Here is a 17,909-nt window from a genome sequence, read left to right as displayed (position 1 = left end):
CGTAGCCGCGCAGCGGCGAAGTCGAAGGGCGAGGGCAGGGCGATGGCTCACGCAGGCACACGGCCGCGTCCGTCATCAGCACTCGATGACATTCACCGCCAACCCGCCGCGGCTCGTCTCCTTGTACTTGTCCTTCATGTCGCGGCCGGTGTCGCGCATGGTCTTGATCACCTTGTCCAGGCTGACGCGGTGCTTGCCGTCGCTTTTCAGTGCCATGCGGCTGGCGTTGATGGCTTTCACCGAGCCCATCGCGTTGCGTTCGATGCAGGGGATTTGCACCAGGCCGCCGATCGGGTCGCAGGTGAGGCCGAGGTTGTGCTCCATGCCGATTTCGGCCGCGTTCTCCACTTGCCAGATGCTGCCGCCGAGTGCCGCGGTGAGGCCGCCGGCGGCCATCGAGCAGGCCACGCCCACTTCGCCCTGGCAGCCCACTTCGGCGCCGGAGATGGAGGCGTTTTCCTTGTACAGGATGCCGATGGCGGCGGCGGTGAGCATGAATTCGATGACGCCGTTTTCGTCGGCCTTGGGGCAGAAGCGCTGGTAGTAATGCAACACCGCCGGCACGATGCCGGCCGCGCCGTTGGTGGGTGCGGTGACCACGCGGCCGCCGGCGGCGTTTTCCTCGTTCACCGCCAGCGCGTACAGGTTGACCCAGTCCAGGATGGTGAGCGGGTCGCGCAGCGCGGCCTCGGGCTGGTTGCGCAGTTCCTCCGCCATCGCGGGGGCGCGTCGGGCCACATGCAGGCCGCCGGGCAGCGTGCCGGGCGAGCGCAGGCCGCGGGCCACGCAATCCTGCATCGCCTGCCAGATCGTCAGCAGGCCGGCACGGGTTTCCGCTTCGCTGCGCCACACCGATTCGTTGGCCATCATCAACTGGGCGATGGTCATGCCGTGCTGTTCGCACAGCGCCAGCATCCGGTCGCCGCTGGTGAACGGGTAGGGTTGTTCGGTGGTGTCGGCCACGATGCGGTCTTCGGCCGCCTCGTCCTTGTTGACCACGAAACCGCCGCCCACGGAGTAGTAGTCGCGCGTGGCCAGCTCGTTGCCCTCGGCGTCATACGCGGAAAAGCGCATACCGTTGGTGTGGAACGGCAGCTTCTGGCGCTTGTTGAACACCAGGTCGCTCTTCTCGTCGAACGCGATCTCGCGCTTGCCCAGCAATTGCAGCCGGCCGCTGGAGCGGATGCGCTCCAGCGTGGCGGGGATGCGGTCCGGGTCGACGGTATCGGGATGCTGGCCTTCCAGACCCAGCAGCACCGCCTTGTCGGTGCCGTGGCCGCGACCGGTCAACGCCAGCGAGCCGAACAGCTCCGCGCGCACGCGGGTGACCTGGTCCAGCACGCCTTTTTCCTCCAGCCAGCGTTCGGCGAACCGCGCGGCGGCGCGCATTGGCCCCACCGTGTGCGAGGAGGACGGCCCGATGCCGATCTTGAACAGGTCGAATACGCTGACGGCCATGTGGCTGCCGAGGGGAGGAAAGGTGCGCGCTATTCTACGCGGGCCCCCTTGAACGCAGCCCCTGCCAGAACGCATGCCCGACCTGATCCTGTACCAGCGCGACTACTGCCATCTCTGCGACCTGGCCCTGGCGGTGATGGCCGAGGCGCGTGCGCCGGATTTCGACAGCCAGTGGGTGGACGATTCGGTGGAGCTGGAGGCGCGCTACGGCGTGCGTGTGCCGGTATTGCGCGACAACCGCACCGATCGCGAGCTGGACTGGCCGTTCGACGCCGCCGCGGTGCGGGCGTTTCTCGCCGCGACCGGCTGACGCCGCCAAAGCGGCGGCCCTCGTGTTGTGGGAGCGACTTCAGTCGCGATGCTCTTGCCCTGGAGCTCCAAAGCAAGAGCATCGCGGCTGAAGCCGCTCCCACTGAAGTCGCTCCCACAGGGACCGCATCAGTTCGAGCGTTCATGCCGCCCAAGCTCCTAGAATGAAGCGTCACCCGGAATCTCAACCCTCATGGTTCGTGCCGCCAAATCTTCCAGTCTGAATCGCTGGCGCGATCGCGCCGCGGCGCTGTCGCCGATGCTGGCCGACGCGCTGGATGCCTGCGCCGACCAGCCGCTGGACGAGGCAGGCTGCGCCGACGTGCTGGATCTGCTGGACATGCTCGGCTGCGATGCGCAGACGCTGGCGGCGGCGCTGTGGTTCGAGCTGGCGCGGGTGGCGCCGGCGGTATGGAAAGCCCGCAGCGAATCGCTGCCGGCCGAGGTGCAGCGGCTGGTGGCCGGCCAGCAGGCGGCCGAGCAGGTGTGGGCGCTGCATGCGCAGAAGCGCACGCCGGAACGGGCGGCCGAAGGTTTGCGCCGGCTGCTGCTGGCGATCATCCGCGACCTGCGCGTGGTGTTCATCCTGCTGGCGCGGCAGCTGGCACGGATGCGCGCGGCCGTGGCATGGCCGGCCGAGGAGGCCGCCGCGCTGGCCCGGCTCACCCGCGACATCCATGCGCCATTGGCCAACCGGCTGGGCATCTGGCAACTGAAGTGGGAGCTGGAGGACCTGGCGTTCCGCTATCTGCAGCCGGACACCTACCGCCGCATCGCCAAGCTGCTGGACGAGCGCCGCACCGACCGCGAGGCGTTCATCCGCCAATCGCTGGACGAACTGCAGCGCGACCTGCAGGCCGCCGGCATCCACGCCGAGCTGGCCGGGCGACCCAAGCACATCTACTCCATCTGGAAAAAAATGCAGCGCAAGGCGCTGGAGTTTTCCGACCTGTACGACATCCGCGCGGTGCGCGTGTTGGTGGACAGTGTCTCCGACTGCTACGCCGCGCTGGGCGTGGTGCATGCGCGCTGGCCGCACCTGCCGGGCGAGTTCGACGATTACATCGCGCGGCCCAAGGGCAACGGTTACCAGTCGCTGCACACCGCCGTGCTGGGTCCGGCCGGCAAGACGCTGGAAGTGCAGATCCGCACCCACGCCATGCACCGCGCCAACGAACTGGGCGTGGCCGCGCACTGGCGCTACAAGGAAGGCGGCAGCGCCGATGCCGAGTTCGAGGCCAAGATCGCCTGGATGCGCAAGCTGCTGGAGGCGCGCGGCGAGGACGACAGCAAGCTGGCCGCCGACCTGCACACCGAGCTGCTGGAAGACCGCGTCTACCTGCTGACGCCCAAGGGCGAGGTGTTCGACCTGCCGCACGGTGCCACCGTGCTGGATTTCGCCTACCACGTGCACACCGAGGTGGGCCACCGCTGCCGCGGCGCCAAGGTCAACGGCCGCATCGTGCCGCTGACGTTCCAGCCGCAGAGCGGCGACCGGGTGGAGATTCTCACCACCAAGATTCCCGAGCCCAGCCGCGACTGGCTGTCGGTGCATCACGGCTACCTCAACACCTCGCGGGCGCGCGACAAGGTGCGCGTGTGGTTTCGCAAGCTGGCGCGCGACGCCAACGTGGCGGCCGGCCGCGCCATGTTCGAGCGCGAACTGAAGCGCATGGCGCTGCCTGCCGTGTCCGCCGCCGACGTGGCGAAACTGCCTGCCCATTTCAATCTGAAAACACCCGACGACCTGCTGGTGGCGGTGGCGCTGGGCGAAGTCACGCCCGGCCAGCTCACCCGCGTCTTGCAGGAGGCGGCGCAACCGCCGGCGCCGCTGGTAACCCAATCGGCCACGCCGGTGGCGTCGCGCCACGCCACGCTCGATCACAGCGCGCTCAGCATCCAGGGCATCGGCAACCTGCTGACCACGCTGGCACGCTGCTGCCAGCCGCTGCCGGGCGATCCGGTGCGCGGCTTCATCACCCGCGGCCGCGGCGTGTCGGTGCACCGCGCCGACTGCGCCAGCCTGGCGCGGCTGGCGCGGCGTGATCCGGATCGGGTGATCGAGGTGAACTGGGGCACCGCCTCGGCACAGGCGTACGAGGTCGACATCGAAGTGCGCGGCTATGACCGCAAGGGCCTGCAGAAAGACATCACCAGCGTGATCAGCAACGCCAATACCCACATCATCGCCTCGTCCAGCCGCCTGTTCGTGCACACCGGCGAGGTGGAAATGCGCTTCACCCTGCGCGTGCGCGATTACGAGCAGCTGTCGATCCTGCTGGCCAAGCTGCAGGCGCTGCCCAACGTGATCGACGCGCGCCGCGTGGGCATCGGCTGAATCCACCTGCAATACCGGCGCTCGCAACCACGGGGTGTCGTCGGGCCGATGTTAAGCTGCGCCCGTTGTCCCGGACGATGGACCCATGAGCGGAAACAGGGAAAACCACGAAAACGATCCGCGCGGTCGCACCGAGCCCACGCTCGGCGATATCGACCGCCTGGACGCACCCACCCCGACACCGTCTTCCGACGGCTTGCCGCAGGTGACGGTGGAGCCGCGCGTGTCGCGCGGTCGTACCCGTGTGCCGCGATCGGAGTCCGGCCGCCGCGGCTGGCTGATGGCCTTGTTGCTGCTGGTGTTCGTGGCGCTGGTCGCCACCGTCTGGTTCAAGCAGAACGACCTGCGCGGCATGCTGCCGCGCACCGAGTTGAACGACGTGCTGAGCCGCGCACAACAGGCCTTGCAGGATGGACGTCTGGACGGCCAGGACGGCACCAGTGCCCGCGAGCTGTACCAGGCCGCCGTGGCGCTGGAGCCGGACAACGATGCCGCGCGCAACGGCCTGCACCAGGTCGGCCGAGCGGAGCTGTCGCAGGGCGATACGGCACTTGAGGCCGGCCAGCTCGACCAGGCCGCGCAGCACGCCGCCGTGGCGCGCCAGCTGCTGGGCGGCGGCAGCGACATCGATCGGCTCGACCGCGCCATCGAAAAAGCCCGTGCGGCACACCTGCCCACCGACGATCTCGTGGATCGCGCCCGCCAGGCCTTTGCCGCCGGCCAGCTGGATGGCGAGCAGGGCGCCGGCGCGCTGTACCAGCAAATGCTGCGCGCCAACCCCGACAATGCGGTCGCCGCCCACGGCCTCAACCAGGTCGGCGACGCGCTGGCCGAGCAGGCGCGCAAGGCGCTCGAGGCGAAGCAGGACAGCGAAGCCGCCGCGCTGATCGACCGGCTGGCGGCGCTGCAACCCAACCATGGCGCGTTGCCGGCCTTGCGCGCGCAGCAGGCGCAGCAGCGCCAGCAGAACAGCGACGCGCTGGACGAGGCGATCAAGCAGGGGCGCGCCGCGCTTGCCGAAGGCCGCGTCAGCGGCGCCGGCGACGACACCGCGCTGGCGCATTTCAAGGCGGCGCTGGCGATCGATCCCGACAGCCGCGAGGCGCATGCCGGCCTGGGCATGGTGGCGCAGGCGATGATCGTGCGTGCCAACGCCGCGATCGAAGCGGGCGACCGCAGCCAGGCGGCCGGCCTGCTCGACCAGGCGGCGGCACTGGCACCCAAATCCGCCGACCTGGCCGCGGCGCGGGCGCGTATCGGCGCGGCCACCGCCACCACCTCGTCGCCGAGCGAGAAGGCCGCCCCAAGCGCCGCGGCCGCGCCGGACGATGCGGGGCTGGTATCGCCGACCTTGTCGGCCGCCCAGCAGGCGCAGATCACCCGGTTGCTGCAAGGCGCGCAGGCGGCTGCCACGCGCGGCGACATCATGCTGCCGCCGGGCGGCAGCGCCTACGACCTGTATCGCCAGGCACTGGCCATCGATGGCAACAACGTCGAGGCGCGCCGCGGCTTGCAGGCCCTGCCGGTGCAGGTGACGCAGCAGTTCAACCAGGCGCTGGCCGCCGGTCAGCTGGGCCGGGCCACCGACATGCTGGCGAACCTGGCCGAGCTGGCGCCGGGCGATCCCGCGCAGGGCGCGCTGGCCAATCGACTGGCCGGTGCGTGGCTCGATCAGGCCGATCGCCAGTTGGCCAGCGGTGATCGGGTGGGCGCCGCCCAGTCGTTGAATAGCGCCCGCAAACTCACGCCCGACAGCGCGCGGGTGCAGGATATGGCCGTCCGTTTGCAGGGTGGCCCGTGAATCCTGCTGGCGGCGTTCAGCCCGCGATCGGGTACGGCGCAGCATCAGGAGCGCGTCGCGCACCCGTCAGTCCATCGAGCGCGCCATGACGATCCTGGTGTTCGGTGGCAGCAGCCAGATCGGCCATTTCCTGTTGCCGCGGCTGCTGGAGTGCGGCGAATCGATCCTTTCCCTGAGCCGACAGCCGCGACCGGAGCAGGCCGGCGTGACCTGGCTGCACGGTCAGCTTCCCGACCAGGTGCCCGTGTTGCCGGCGCTGTCGGCGATCATCAGCTTCGGCCCGCTGCAACCGTTCGCGGACTGGCTGGCCGCCACGCCGCTGAAAGGCGCGCCGCGGGTGATCGCCACCAGCTCGATGAGCGCCGAAACCAAGCGTGATTCGGCAGTACCGGCGGAACGCGCCATCTCGCAGTTGCTGCGCGAGGGCGAGTCGGCGCTGGCGGCTGCGTGCGCGCGCCATGGCTGTGCGTGGACCGTGCTGCGGCCCACGCTGATCTACGGCGCGGGTCTGGACAAGAGCCTCACACCGATCGCCCGCCGCGCCCGGCGCCTGCGGATTTTCCCGCTGCCCGGCGGGCATGGCCTGCGCCAGCCGGTGCACGCCGACGACATCGCCCAGGCCGTAGTGGCGGCGCTGGCTTGCCCGGCGGTTGCCGGGCGCATCCTGCCGATCGGCGGCGGCGAACGCCTGTCTTTCGTCGAAATGTTCCGCCGCGTGCGCCGCAGCCAGCCGGGCGCCACCTTGCCGCTGCCGCTGCCGGGTGGCCTGTTGCGCGCCTGCGCCCGCCTCCTGCCGCGCCTGCGCGGGCCACTGAACCGCCTGGACACCGATCTGATCGCCGACAACGGCGAATTGCAGCGCCTGCTGGGCATCCACCCGCGGGCGTTCCATCCCGATCCCACGATGTGGTGATGGTCTGGTTGTGATTGTGGGAGCGACTTCAGTCGCGATGCTCTTGCCTTGGAGCCCCAGAGCAGAAGCATCGCGACTGAAGTCGCTCCCACATCGGTTGGCTGCCCACATTCGCCGGTATGGCCGCGTTTTGCCCGCAAAAAACCCGCACCATTCATATGCGCCTCGGGTAGCAGGCCCTATCATCGACGCATTTGATCGAGGACTCCCCGCCGTTGGCCTTCCTGACCCGTACCCGTTCCCTGGCGCGCCGCTCGTGGCCGTGGCTGCGCATCCCGTTCTGGATCGGCATGGGCCTGCTGGTGGGCTTCGTGCTGCCGTACATGCTGGTGTTGAACAAGCGCGTGCAGGAGCGCTTCAACGACCTGGTGTTCGCGGTGCCCACGCGGGTGTACGCGCGGCCGCTGCCGCTGGCCGCGGGCGTGCCGATGACGCCCGCCGCGCTGGAGCTGGAGCTGACCTTTGCCGGCTACCGCCGTGGCGACCGCGGCGACTTGCCCGGCAGTTGGGTCAAACAGGGTTCGCGCTACACCATCGCCTCGCGCGGCTATGCCGGCCCTGCCGGCGGTGAGTTGCCGAAGCGGATCGAGGTGACGCTGGGCAAGGGCGAGGTGCGCTCGGTCACCGATGTGGCCAGTGACAAGGCGATGGCCATCGCGCATCTCGACCCCGCGCGCATCGCCACGCTGTACGGCGCCAGCCAGGTGGAGCGGCGCATCGTGCACCTGGCCGATGTGCCGCCGCTGCTGGTCAGCGGCTTGCAGGCGGTCGAGGACCGCGATTTCAAGCACAACATCGGCATCGATTTCTCGGCCATCGCGCGGGCGGCGTTCGCCAACCTTCGCGCCGGCCGCACGGTGCAGGGCGCGTCCACGCTGACCCAGCAACTGGTGCGCAACCTGTTCCTCACCCGCGAGCGCAGCTTCACCCGCAAGATCAACGAAGCATTGATGTCGGTGCTGATCGAGCTGCACTACAGCAAGGGCCGGATCCTGGAGGCATACATCAACGAGGTCTTCCTCGGCCAGCAGGGCGACCAGGCGGTGCACGGTTTCGCGGCCGCCTCGGAGTTCTATTTCGGGCGTCGGCTGGAAGCGCTGCGGCCGCAGGAGATCGCGATGCTGGTGGGCCTGGTGAAAGGCCCCAGCTATTACGACCCGCGCCGCTATCCCGAACGCGCGCTGGCGCGCCGGAACCTGGTGCTGCAGGAGTTCGAGACCACCGGTTTGCTGACCGGGGCACAGGCCAATGCGGCACAGGCGGCGCCGCTGGACGTGATCAAGAACGGCCAGCTGCCGCACAACCGTTTCCCGGCTTTCATGCAGCTGGTGCGCGAGCAGATCACCAGCGACTTCGACGACGAAACGTTGCGCGGCGGGCACCTGTCGGTGTTCACCACGCTCGACCCGGCGGCGCAGCTCTACACCGAGCAGGCGATCAGCACCACGGTGAAGGCGCTGGGCAAGCGGGGCGAGGCGGTGCAGGCGGCGGCGGTGGTCACCAGTGCGCAAACCGGCAACGTGCTGGCCGTGGTGGGCGACAAGCGGCCGGGTGCGCAAGGCTTCAACCGGGCGCTGGATGCGCGCCGGCAGATCGGCTCCACGATCAAGCCGTTCATCTATCTGGTGGCCCTGACCCAGCCCGAGCGCTGGAACCTGGCCACCTTGCTGGACGATGGCCCGATCTCCCTGCGCCAGCCCAATGGCACCGTCTGGAACCCGCAGAACGACGACAACCAGAGCCACGGCATGGTGCCGATGGTGGATGCGCTGGCGAAGTCGTGGAACCTGGCCACCATCCATCTCGGCATGGCGCTGGGGCTGCCGCGGATCAAGTCGTTCCTGCAGTCGTTCGGGCTGACCGGCGTCAACCCCAGCCCGTCGTTGCTGCTTGGCGCGCTGGATCTTTCGCCGCTGCAGGTCACCCATCTTTACCAGTACCTGGCCGCCGACGGTCACGCGCTGCCGCTGGTTGCCGTCAGCGGCGTGCTCGATGGCAACGGCCGCACGATCAAGCGCTACCAGGTGCAGCCCGGCGACGGCGAATACCAGAGCGCGGTGCGGTTGACCACCTGGGCGTTGCAGCAGGTGGCGGTGTACGGCACCGCGCATTCGATCGGCAATTCGGGCCTGGCGTGGCTGCACGCCGCCGGCAAGACCGGCACCAGCAACGACCTGCGCGACAGCTGGTTTGCCGGCTACACCGGCGAACACCTGGCGGTGTTCTGGATGGGCCGCGACGACAACAAGCCGGCGGGCCTGTTCGGGGCTACCGGAGCCTTGCGCGCGTGGCGCGAGCTGTTCGCCAAATTGCCCACCCACCCGTTGTCCAGCGCACACGGCGGTGGCCTGGAGATGGCCTGGATCAACCCCGCCAGCGGACGCCGCACCGACCCGCAATGCGCTGGCGCGCAACAGGTGCCGGTGGTGGCCGGCAGCCTGTCCGCCGATGTCGATGGCTGCGCCTGGGAAACCGTGCAAGGCCTGTTCGGCGTCGGTCAGCCCAGCACCAACGGCGCGCCCGGCGCCCCTGCCGCTCCGGCGGCACCGGTTGCTCCCACCGCTCCCCCGAACCCCGCTGATCCGTACCGGAATTGACCATGTCGTACCTCGTAAAAGCCGCGCGCCGCGGCGCCTTGTTGGTGGCCGTCACGCTTTTTGCCGGCTGCGCCACGCCGCCGCCACCCGCCCCATCGCGCGCGGCCGCTCCCGCCCACGACATGGTGGCCGCCATCCGTGCCGCCGGTGACCGCGAGAGCTCGGTGATCGCCGTCAATCCGCTGGGCGATCCCGGCGTCACCGGGCTGCAGGATGCCGCCCGCGCCGACGCCAACGCCGGCCGCTATGCCGACGCCGGGGCCAAGCTCGATCAGGCCCTGAAGCTCAGCCCGGATTCGCCCGCCCTGTTGCAGGACCGTGCCGAAATCGCCATCCGGCTGGGTGATTTCGGCGGCGCCGAGAAACTGGCCCATCGTTCGTGGTCGCTGGGACCGAAGCTGGGCCCGTTGTGCGCCCGCAACTGGCAGACCATCGTGGAGTTGCGGCTGCACGCCGGGGACGAGGCTGGCGCCGCCACCGCGCGCAAATGGCTGGCCCAGTGCCACAAGGCGGGCGTGCCGCGTTATTGATATGGACGTCCAGACGTCCGTATGCTGAATGCGTCGATGCCCGGATCGGTGGCGCTTCAGGCCTCGATGATGCTGCCGCGTTCCCAGTCGGCCACCGGACCCGGTTGCAGCCGAAACAGCGGATGGCAGGCTGGCTGGCTGCAGGCCTGCCATTGCCGGTGCAACTGCGGCGAGCGCTGCCGCAGCTTGGCCATCAGGTGCGCCCATTCGTGCGCCAACTGACCGTCGCTGGCGGGGATGGGCGCCACCGCGCAAACCGGTTCGATCTTGCTGCGGTCGAAAACATAGCCGCGCGCCAGCGACTCGGCGTAGACGGCGCACAGGTAAGATTCGATCGCCGACAACGGCGCGGCGTGGGCGTGGAAGCGCTGCAATTGCGGATGATTGCGGTAGCCGCGCGTCTCGCCCCGCAACACCGCGCGCGCCAGCAGGGCCTCGCGCCACAGCGCCACCAGGCCTTGCCGATCCAGGTAACTCGGATGCAGTGTCCATAACCGCACGATGGGAATCTCCGCGCTGCGTGCCGGCATTGTCGCTGCAAGCGGTCCCTGCTCGAAAGCCCACGGTTTCGCCGCCGCGGCCGCTCGGCGATACTGGCGTGATGATTGATCACGACGACCCCGCGACCACGGATGTTGCGGCGCTGCTGGGCACCGATGGCCCGTTTGCCCGCGAGGTGCCCAGCTTCGCCCCGCGTGAGGCACAGCAGCGCATGGCGCAGGCGGTGGCGCAGGCCATTGCGGGGCGCGAAACGCTGATTGCCGAGGCGGGCACAGGCACCGGCAAGACCTTCGCCTATCTGGTGCCGGCATTGTTGTCGGGCGAGCGGGTGATCATTTCCACCGGCACCAAGACGCTGCAGGATCAGCTGTATTTCCGCGACCTGCCGCGCGTGCGCTCGGTGCTGGGCGTACGGCTGAAGACTGCGTTGCTGAAAGGCCGTGCCAACTACCTGTGCCTGTACCGGCTGGACCAGACCGTGCGCGAGGGCGCCACCTTCGAGCGCACCCAGGCCGCGCAACTGGCCACCATCCGCGCCTGGTCCGCCCGCACCCGTCGTGGCGACCGCATGGAGCTGGCGGAGGTGCCGGAGGAGTCGCCGCTGTGGCCGCGCGTCACCTCCACCCCGGAAAACTGCCTGGGCGTGGAATGCCCGTTCTTCGACGACTGCCACGTGGTGAAGGCGCGCCGCGAGGCGATGGAGGCCGACGTGGTGGTGGTCAACCACCACCTGCTGTTCGCGGACCTGGCGTTGAAACAGGAAGGCTTCGGCGAGATCCTGCCCGGCGCCGCCGCCTTCATCCTGGATGAGGCGCACCAGGTGCCCGAGCTGGCCGGGCAGTTCTTTTCGCAGAGCCTCAGCGCGCGCCAGCTGACCGACCTGGCGCACGATGCGCTGGCTGAATGCACCGGCGTCACCGGCGCGATCGGGTTGCTGCTGGAGCCGGTGGAAGCGTTGCAGGAGTCCCTGCGCCAACTGCGCCTGGCGATGGCGCCGCTGCCGCAGCGTGGCGCGTTCCAGGAACTGGAGGATCGCGCCGGTGTGCGCGATGCCCTGCACGGATTGCGCGAGTTGCTGGCCACGTTGACCGAGCTGCTGGTGTCCCAGGCCGAGCGTTCGCGTGGCTTCTCCAACCTCAGCGAACGCGCCACCGTGTTGAGCGAGAGGCTGGACCGCATCGTGGAGGATCGCAGCGACCGCGACGTGCGCTGGTACGAGTCATGGACGCGCGGCTTCGCCCTGCATGCCACGCCGCTGGATCTTGCCGCGCCGATGCGTGCCCTGCGCGAACGCACCCAGGCCGCGTGGATCCACACGTCGGCCACGCTGTCGGTGGCGGGCAATTTCGATCACTTCGCCCGCCAGCTGGGGCTGGATGAGCCCCAGACCTTGAGTCTGGAAAGCCCGTTCGACTACGCCAGACAGGGCCTGTGCTACCTGCCGTCGGGACTGCCCGATCCCAATGCGCGCGACTACACCGAGCAGGTGATCGAGGCCGCGTTGCCGGTGCTGCAGGCGTCCAACGGCCGCGCGTTCCTGCTGTTCACCTCGCACCGCGCGTTGCGCCGCGCCGCCGAACTGCTGCAGGACAGGGTGCCCTGGCCGCTGTTCGTGCAGGGCACCGCGCCACGGCCGCGGCTGCTGGAGGACTTCCGCGCCAGCGGCCACGGCGTGCTGCTGGGCGCGGCCAGTTTCTGGGAAGGCGTGGACGTGGTGGGCGAGGCGCTCAGCGTGGTGGTGATCGACAAGCTGCCGTTCGCCGCGCCCGACGATCCGGTGCTGGTGGCGCGCCTTGCCGCGCTGGAAGCCTCCGGCATCAACCCGTTCATGGGCTGGCAGGTGCCCAGCGCGGTGATCGCGTTGAAGCAAGGGGCAGGGCGCCTGATCCGCGACATCCACGACCGCGGCGTGCTGATGCTGTGCGACCCGCGCCTCACCGGCAAGGGCTACGGCAAACTGTTCCTCGCCAGCGTGCCCCCCATGCCACGCACCCGCGAACTGGCCGACGTGCAAGCTTTCTTCGACGTCGCGCCCGCACCGCCATAGCTCTTGCTCTTGCTCTTGCGAATCCCGAATCCCGAATCCCGAATCCCGAATCCCGCCCCTACGACATCGGCTCGGGCTTCGCCCCCAGTTTCGGCGGCAGCGGGATGAACTCTGCGTTGTCCAGGTCCGGCAGTTTCATGCGCCCGGCGGCCCAGTCGGCGCGGGCCTGGTCGAGCCGTTCGGGCGATGAGGAGACGAAGTTCCAGTCGATGTAGCGCGGCCCTACCGGCTCTCCGCCCAGCGCCATGACCACCGCGCCGCTGCGGGTGGCGATGGTGGCGGCCTTGCCGGGCACCAGTACCGCCATCTTGCCCGCTTCGACCCGCTCGCCGTCGATCTCCACCTCGCCGCTGGCCACGTAGACCGCCCGCTCGGGGTATTCGGCCGGCAGCGACACCCGCGCGCCGGCGCGCAGTTGCCAGTGCACGTAGAACTGCGGTGAATCGACCTTCACCGGCGACGTCACGCCGGCCAGGCTGCCGGCGATCAGCCGCCCGGTGAGGCCGTCGTCGTCGAAGACCGGCAAGTCGTGGTTGGCGTAGTGCCAGAAGCCCGGGTCCATTTCCTCGCGCCCGTCCGGCAGCGCCACCCAGGCCTGGATGCCGTCCAGCGGCCCGCCCTGTGCGCGCAGTTTCTCGAAGCGCTCCGAATGCGTGATGCCGCGGCCGGCGGTCATCCAGTTGACCTCGCCGGGGCGCACGGCCTGCTCGGAGCCGAGGCTGTCGCGGTGCATGATCTCGCCGTCGAACAGATAGGTGATGGTCGACAGGCCGATGTGCGGATGCGGGCGCACGTCCGCCTCGCGTGGCAGGCCGGGTGCGATCTGCTTCGGTCCCATGCGGTCGAAGAAAATGTAGGGGCCGACCATGCGGCGCTGCGCGAATGGCAGCACGCGGCCGACCTCGAAGGAACCCAGGTCGCGTCGGCGCTGTTCGATGATGAGCTCGATCATGGAGTACCTCCGGGTGGCAGCAGGGGAATGCGGGCGACCACTATCGCACCATGGTGCGGCAAGGTCAGGCGGAGGTGGTTTCCACCGGCAGGCCGTGCGAACGCCACGCCTCCAGCCCGCCCGCCAGCGGGCGCACGCGGACGAAGCCCAACTGCTTGAGCTGGCTGGCCACGCGCGCCGCCGAGGCTTCGTTCGGGCAGTCGCAATAGACCACCACTTCAGCGCCGGCGTCGGCGACGAGGTCCGCCACGCGCGCCGCGTGGACCGCGCCGGGAATCCAGCCGGTGGCGTCGCGTTCGGCTGCGCTGCGCACGTCGATCAGCAGCGGGCTGCCGGGCTTGGCCATCAACGCCTGCAGCTCGGCCACGGAGATGCGCTCCATCCGCAGCTCGCGCAGGAACAGCCGCCGTTTCCAGTATTTGCGGACGATGAACACCGCCAGCGCCACCAGCACCACGCCGATGCCGACCCGGCCCAGCGATTCCAGCGTCAGCAGCGCCTCGTTGACGGCGCCATGGAACACCACACCGGTGGCGATCGCCACGCCCGCCCACAGCACGGCGCCGGTGCCGTCATACGCCACGAAGCGGCGCAGTGGCGTGCGCTGGTGGCCGGCCAGGGTAGTGCCGACCGCGGCAAAGCCGGGAATGAACTTGGCCAGCACCAGCGACGGCGCGCCCCACTTCGCGTAGATCGCACGCGTGCTGGACACGCAGCTGTCGGGCGACAGCGAGACGCGGCAGATCAGCCGCAACATGTGCGCGCCATGCCGACGCCCGGCCAGGTACCACAACGTATCGGCCAACAACGCGGCCAGCGTGGCGGCCAGCAGGATCGGCCAGACCGGTTCCTGACGCTCCATGGCCTGCGCGCTGGCCACGACCAGCGGTGGCCAGGCGGGAATCGGGATGCCGCCCTGGTCGAGCAGCACGACCAGAAAGACCAGCCACAGCCCGTAGGTCGACAGCAATGCGTTCAGCGCTTCGATCATCTGACATGCCGCCTCGGGTGAACCTGTCAGCCCAGCTTACTTGTCCCGGCGCACCGAGGCGAAAGCGGACCGCACCGCGCTCAGGCGGCGGCGATCTCGACCGTCACGTGCACCAGCTCTTCGTGGATGGCCAGTTGCCGGCGCACGTCCTCGGCGCTGATGGGCGTTGTCGTCACCAGCCCCAGGATGCAGGCGTAGCTGTTGCGCCCGACGCGCCACACATGCAGGTCGCTGACGGCGGCGGTGGCAAACTGCCCGCGCACCACGTCGCGGATTTCCTCGACCACCGGCTGATCCATCTCCGCGTCCAGCAGGATCTTGCCGGACTCGCGCAACAGCCCGAACGCCCAGCGCGCCACCAGGATCGACCCGACGATACCCATCGCCGGGTCGAGCCATGCGGCGCCGTAAAGCTTGCCGCCGACCAGCGCCACGATGGCCAGCACGGAGGTGGCCGCATCCGCGATCACATGCAGGTAGGCCGCGCGCAGGTTCACGTCGTGGTGGTGACCGTGCGCGTGGTCGTGCGCATGTCCGTGATCGTGCCCGTGATGGTGGTCGTGCTCTCCCTTCAGCAGCCATGCGCACAGCAGGTTGACGCCCAGGCCGAGCACGGCAATCGGGATGGCTTCGTCGTAGTGGATCGTGGCGGGTACGAACAGGCGCCCCAGCGACTGGATCATCATCAGCGTGGCAACCACCGCCAGCAGCATGGCGCTGCTGTAGCCGCCGAGTATCTCGATCTTCCAGGTGCCGAAGGCGAAGCGGCCGTCCCTGGCGTAGCGCCGCGCCAGCGCATAAGCCATGACGGAAAGCCCCATCGCCAGCGCATGCGAACTCATGTGCCAGCCATCGGCCAGCAACGCCATCGAATTCAGCCAGTAGCCGCCGACGATCTCCACCACCATCATCGCCGCGGTGATGTACACCACGCGCCGGGTATTGCGCTCCGCCTTCGCATCGGCGTGGTTGAACTGGTGGCTGTGGGTGAACGGGGCGATGTCGGGGGCGGGCATGAGATGGTCTCGGGTCATATACTCCCCCACAGTATATGAGCGCGAGGGCACGCCATGTCGCATATCCATGAGAATCGCAAGAAGCTGGTCGCCCGCGTGCGCCGCATCAACGGCCAGATGGCCTCGCTCGAGCGGGCGATCGAAGGTGATACGGAATGCGGTGCCGTGCTGCAGCAGCTGGCCGCCGTGCGCGGCGCGGTCAACGGGCTGATCCTGCAGGTGATGGAAGGCCACCTGCGTTCCCACGTGGCCGGGCCCGGCAGCAGCAAACGGCAGGACGAGCTGTTGCCGGTGCTGGCGGTGCTGAAAAGCTACCTCAAGTAGTCGCCGGGCAGCCGTCTTCACGTCGAACGCCCCTCGACTCGTGGCAGCATGGGGCTCGGCACTCGTCCTGAGGAGAGACTGATATGGTTTCGATCGTCGATCGCGTGCGTCCCGGTGGCGCGCGCCTTTTTCATGCGGCCGTCCTGGCCGGCGGGCTGACCCTGTTCCTCGGTGCGCTGCTGACCGACTACGCCTACTGGAACACCTACCTGATCCAGTGGAGCGACTTCGCCTCCTGGCTGCTGGTTGGCGCGATGGTGCTCACCTCCGTCGCCGTCATCTGCGAAATCCTCGCCCTCGTACGTGGCGGGCGCAGCATCGTTCATATCGTGGTGCTGGTGGCGACCTGGCTGGTCGGCTTCTTCGATGCGCTGTATCACGCCAGGGATGCGTGGGCGATCATGCCCATGGCGCTGGTGTTCTCGGTGATTGTCGTCGTGCTGGCATTCGTGGCGACCTGGATCGGCTTCGCAAGCCTGCGCGCGGGAGGTGCACGATGAAAATTTCCAGCCTGAAAGTCCTGCCCATCGCCGCCGCCGTCATGTTGCTGGCGTCCTGCGGCAAGGCCCCGGATCTGAACCAGTACGGCGCCAGCCCGGAGCTGCCGTCGCCGACGCGCGGCGTCATGCCGGACATGATCATCGCCAAACCCGCCGCCTGGGGCGACCAGCTGCCCACCGTGCCGCAGGGCTACAGCGTCACCGCCATCGCCACCGACCTGGGCATCCCGCGCCAGACCCTGGTGCTGCCCAACGGCGATATCCTGGTGGCCGAAGGTCGTGGCGGCCATGCGCCCAAGCTCAAGCCCAAGGACGTGATCGCCGGCAAGATCAAGGCCAAGGGCAACACCTCGGTCAAGAGCGGCAACCGCCTGACCCTGCTGCGCGACGCCGATGGCGATGGCAAGTACGAGCTGAAGACCGTCTTCGCCGACAACCTCGACGCGCCCTACGGCCTCGCCCTGATCGGCAGCAACCTGTACGTCGCCAACCAGGGCGAGCTGGTGCGCTTCGATTACCGGACGGGCCAGACCCACGCCAGCGGGGCGCCGGTCAAGGTCACCGACCTGCCGTCGGCGATCAACCACCACTGGACCAAGGCGCTGGCGGCCAGCCCCGATGGGCGTTACCTGTACGTGGCCATCGGCTCCAACAGCAACATCACCGAGCGCGGCATGACCGCCGAAGTCGACCGCGCGCGGATCTGGCAGGTGGATGCCGCCACCGGCGCGCACAAGGTCTACGCCACCGGCCTGCGCAACCCCACCGCGCTGGCGATCCAGCCCGGCACCGACACCTTGTGGGCGGTGGTCAATGAGCGCGACGAGATCGGCCCGAACCTGGTGCCCGACTACCTCACATCGATACGCGAGGGCGGCTTCTATGGCTGGCCCTATGCGTACTGGGGCCAGCATGCGGACGCCCGTGTGATGCCGCGGGACCCGGCCAAGGTCGCCGCGGCCATCACGCCCGATTACGCGCTGGGCTCGCATGTGGCCGCGCTGGGCGTGGCGTTCTCGGCACCCACGATGGGCGGCCAGTTCGGTGATGGCGTGTTCGTCGGCGAGCACGGCAGCTGGAACCGCAACCCGCCGGTGGGCTACAAGGTGGTGTTCGTGCCGTTCCACGATGGCCGTCCATCCGGCGAACCCATCGACTTCGTCACCGGTTTCCGCACGGAAGACGGCAAGACCCGGGGCCGCCCGGTCGGCGTCACCGTCGATCCACGCGGCGCGCTGATCGTCGCCGACGATCTCTCCAATACCATCTGGCGCGTCACGCCCACGCGTGCCGCGCCAGCGCCGGCTTCATCGACTGGCGGGTTGCCTCCGGTGCAATGAGGGGTGCGGAGGACGCGGGGCTTCCGGACTCATGGAAGCCTCCGCGCACCTGTAGGAGCGCACCTTGTGCGCGATGCTCATGCCTTTCCTGTAGGGCGGGCACCGCCCGCCGGCTTCTCCGCATTCGCGCCTCGTGTTCCGGCCCTCGCAAAAACTCGCTCGCATGCATTGCGTTCGCTGGTGATTCGTTTCAACCCAGAGCATTTGAAGCGAAGAGCTTTCGTCTGCCTGCGGCAGCCGAGTTACTTTCTCTTTGTGTGGCCAAAGAGAAAGATAACCAAAGAGAAAGGCC

The 17,909-nt window shown here is 68.8% G+C and carries 15 protein-coding genes; 10 read left to right on the top strand and 5 right to left on the bottom strand.

Going from position 1 to position 17,909, the window contains the following annotated elements:
* Window positions 1-75: 75 nt before the first annotated feature.
* Window positions 76-1,458: an L-serine ammonia-lyase gene (locus tag UU9_RS15050; RefSeq protein ID WP_007082630.1), complete on the bottom strand. Its 1,383-nt coding sequence runs from the start codon at window positions 1,456-1,458 to the stop codon at window positions 76-78.
* Window positions 1,459-1,531: 73 nt separating this feature from the next.
* Between UU9_RS15050 and UU9_RS15045 the strand changes: the two genes are divergently transcribed.
* From UU9_RS15045 to UU9_RS15020, 6 genes are all read left to right on the top strand, one after another.
* Window positions 1,532-1,768 carry a glutaredoxin family protein gene (locus UU9_RS15045; protein WP_007082629.1) on the top strand — a complete coding sequence of 79 codons (237 nt, stop codon included), beginning with the start codon at window positions 1,532-1,534 and terminating at the stop codon, window positions 1,766-1,768.
* Window positions 1,769-1,960: 192 nt separating this feature from the next.
* Window positions 1,961-4,105: a bifunctional (p)ppGpp synthetase/guanosine-3',5'-bis(diphosphate) 3'-pyrophosphohydrolase gene (locus UU9_RS15040; RefSeq protein WP_007082628.1), complete on the top strand. Its 2,145-nt coding sequence runs from the start codon at window positions 1,961-1,963 to the stop codon at window positions 4,103-4,105.
* Between the two features lie 85 nt (window positions 4,106-4,190).
* Complete coding sequence (locus UU9_RS15035; RefSeq protein WP_007082627.1) at window positions 4,191-5,906, top strand: tetratricopeptide repeat protein; 1,716 nt, start codon at window positions 4,191-4,193, stop codon at window positions 5,904-5,906.
* A gap of 85 nt (window positions 5,907-5,991) precedes the next feature.
* Entirely contained in the window at window positions 5,992-6,819 is an 828-nt protein-coding gene (locus tag UU9_RS15030) for an SDR family oxidoreductase (protein ID WP_007082626.1), read from the top strand.
* A gap of 215 nt (window positions 6,820-7,034) precedes the next feature.
* Entirely contained in the window at window positions 7,035-9,416 is a 2,382-nt protein-coding gene (gene mrcB, locus UU9_RS15025) for a penicillin-binding protein 1B (protein WP_007082625.1), read from the top strand.
* 2 nt (window positions 9,417-9,418) lie between these two features.
* Window positions 9,419-9,946, top strand: coding sequence for a tetratricopeptide repeat protein (locus UU9_RS15020; protein ID WP_007082624.1), 528 nt, complete (start codon window positions 9,419-9,421; stop codon window positions 9,944-9,946).
* 56 nt (window positions 9,947-10,002) lie between these two features.
* On the opposite strand, the gene UU9_RS15015 is transcribed toward UU9_RS15020, so the two are convergent.
* Window positions 10,003-10,476 carry a pyrimidine dimer DNA glycosylase/endonuclease V gene (locus tag UU9_RS15015; RefSeq protein WP_007082623.1) on the bottom strand — a complete coding sequence of 158 codons (474 nt, stop codon included), beginning with the start codon at window positions 10,474-10,476 and terminating at the stop codon, window positions 10,003-10,005.
* Window positions 10,477-10,547: 71 nt separating this feature from the next.
* Here UU9_RS15015 and yoaA point away from each other — a divergent pair, with 71 nt between their 5' ends.
* Window positions 10,548-12,494: a DNA repair helicase YoaA gene (gene yoaA / locus UU9_RS15010; protein ID WP_007082622.1), complete on the top strand. Its 1,947-nt coding sequence runs from the start codon at window positions 10,548-10,550 to the stop codon at window positions 12,492-12,494.
* A gap of 58 nt (window positions 12,495-12,552) precedes the next feature.
* On the opposite strand, the gene UU9_RS15005 is transcribed toward yoaA, so the two are convergent.
* From UU9_RS15005 to dmeF, 3 genes are all read right to left on the bottom strand, one after another.
* Window positions 12,553-13,446, bottom strand: coding sequence for a pirin family protein (locus UU9_RS15005; protein ID WP_007082621.1), 894 nt, complete (start codon window positions 13,444-13,446; stop codon window positions 12,553-12,555).
* Between the two features lie 64 nt (window positions 13,447-13,510).
* Window positions 13,511-14,437 carry a rhodanese-like domain-containing protein gene (locus tag UU9_RS15000; protein ID WP_007082620.1) on the bottom strand — a complete coding sequence of 309 codons (927 nt, stop codon included), beginning with the start codon at window positions 14,435-14,437 and terminating at the stop codon, window positions 13,511-13,513.
* A gap of 80 nt (window positions 14,438-14,517) precedes the next feature.
* A complete protein-coding gene (dmeF, locus tag UU9_RS14995; protein ID WP_007082619.1) occupies window positions 14,518-15,453 on the bottom strand; it encodes a CDF family Co(II)/Ni(II) efflux transporter DmeF in 936 nt (311 codons plus the stop codon).
* 54 nt (window positions 15,454-15,507) lie between these two features.
* On the opposite strand from dmeF, the gene UU9_RS14990 reads away from it, so the two are divergent.
* From UU9_RS14990 to UU9_RS14980, 3 genes are all read left to right on the top strand, one after another.
* Window positions 15,508-15,777, top strand: coding sequence for a metal/formaldehyde-sensitive transcriptional repressor (locus UU9_RS14990; protein ID WP_007082618.1), 270 nt, complete (start codon window positions 15,508-15,510; stop codon window positions 15,775-15,777).
* A gap of 83 nt (window positions 15,778-15,860) precedes the next feature.
* Complete coding sequence (locus UU9_RS14985) at window positions 15,861-16,277, top strand: hypothetical protein (RefSeq protein WP_007082617.1); 417 nt, start codon at window positions 15,861-15,863, stop codon at window positions 16,275-16,277.
* Window positions 16,274-17,617 carry a PQQ-dependent sugar dehydrogenase gene (locus UU9_RS14980; protein WP_007082616.1) on the top strand — a complete coding sequence of 448 codons (1,344 nt, stop codon included), beginning with the start codon at window positions 16,274-16,276 and terminating at the stop codon, window positions 17,615-17,617. Before UU9_RS14985 ends, UU9_RS14980 begins: the two co-directional genes overlap by 4 nt.
* Window positions 17,618-17,909: the final 292 nt, after the last annotated feature.

The sequence above is a fragment of the Rhodanobacter fulvus Jip2 genome (assembly GCF_000264315.1).
GTDB lineage: Bacteria > Pseudomonadota > Gammaproteobacteria > Xanthomonadales > Rhodanobacteraceae > Rhodanobacter > Rhodanobacter fulvus.
This window is presented reverse-complemented; position numbering and strand designations above follow the sequence as displayed.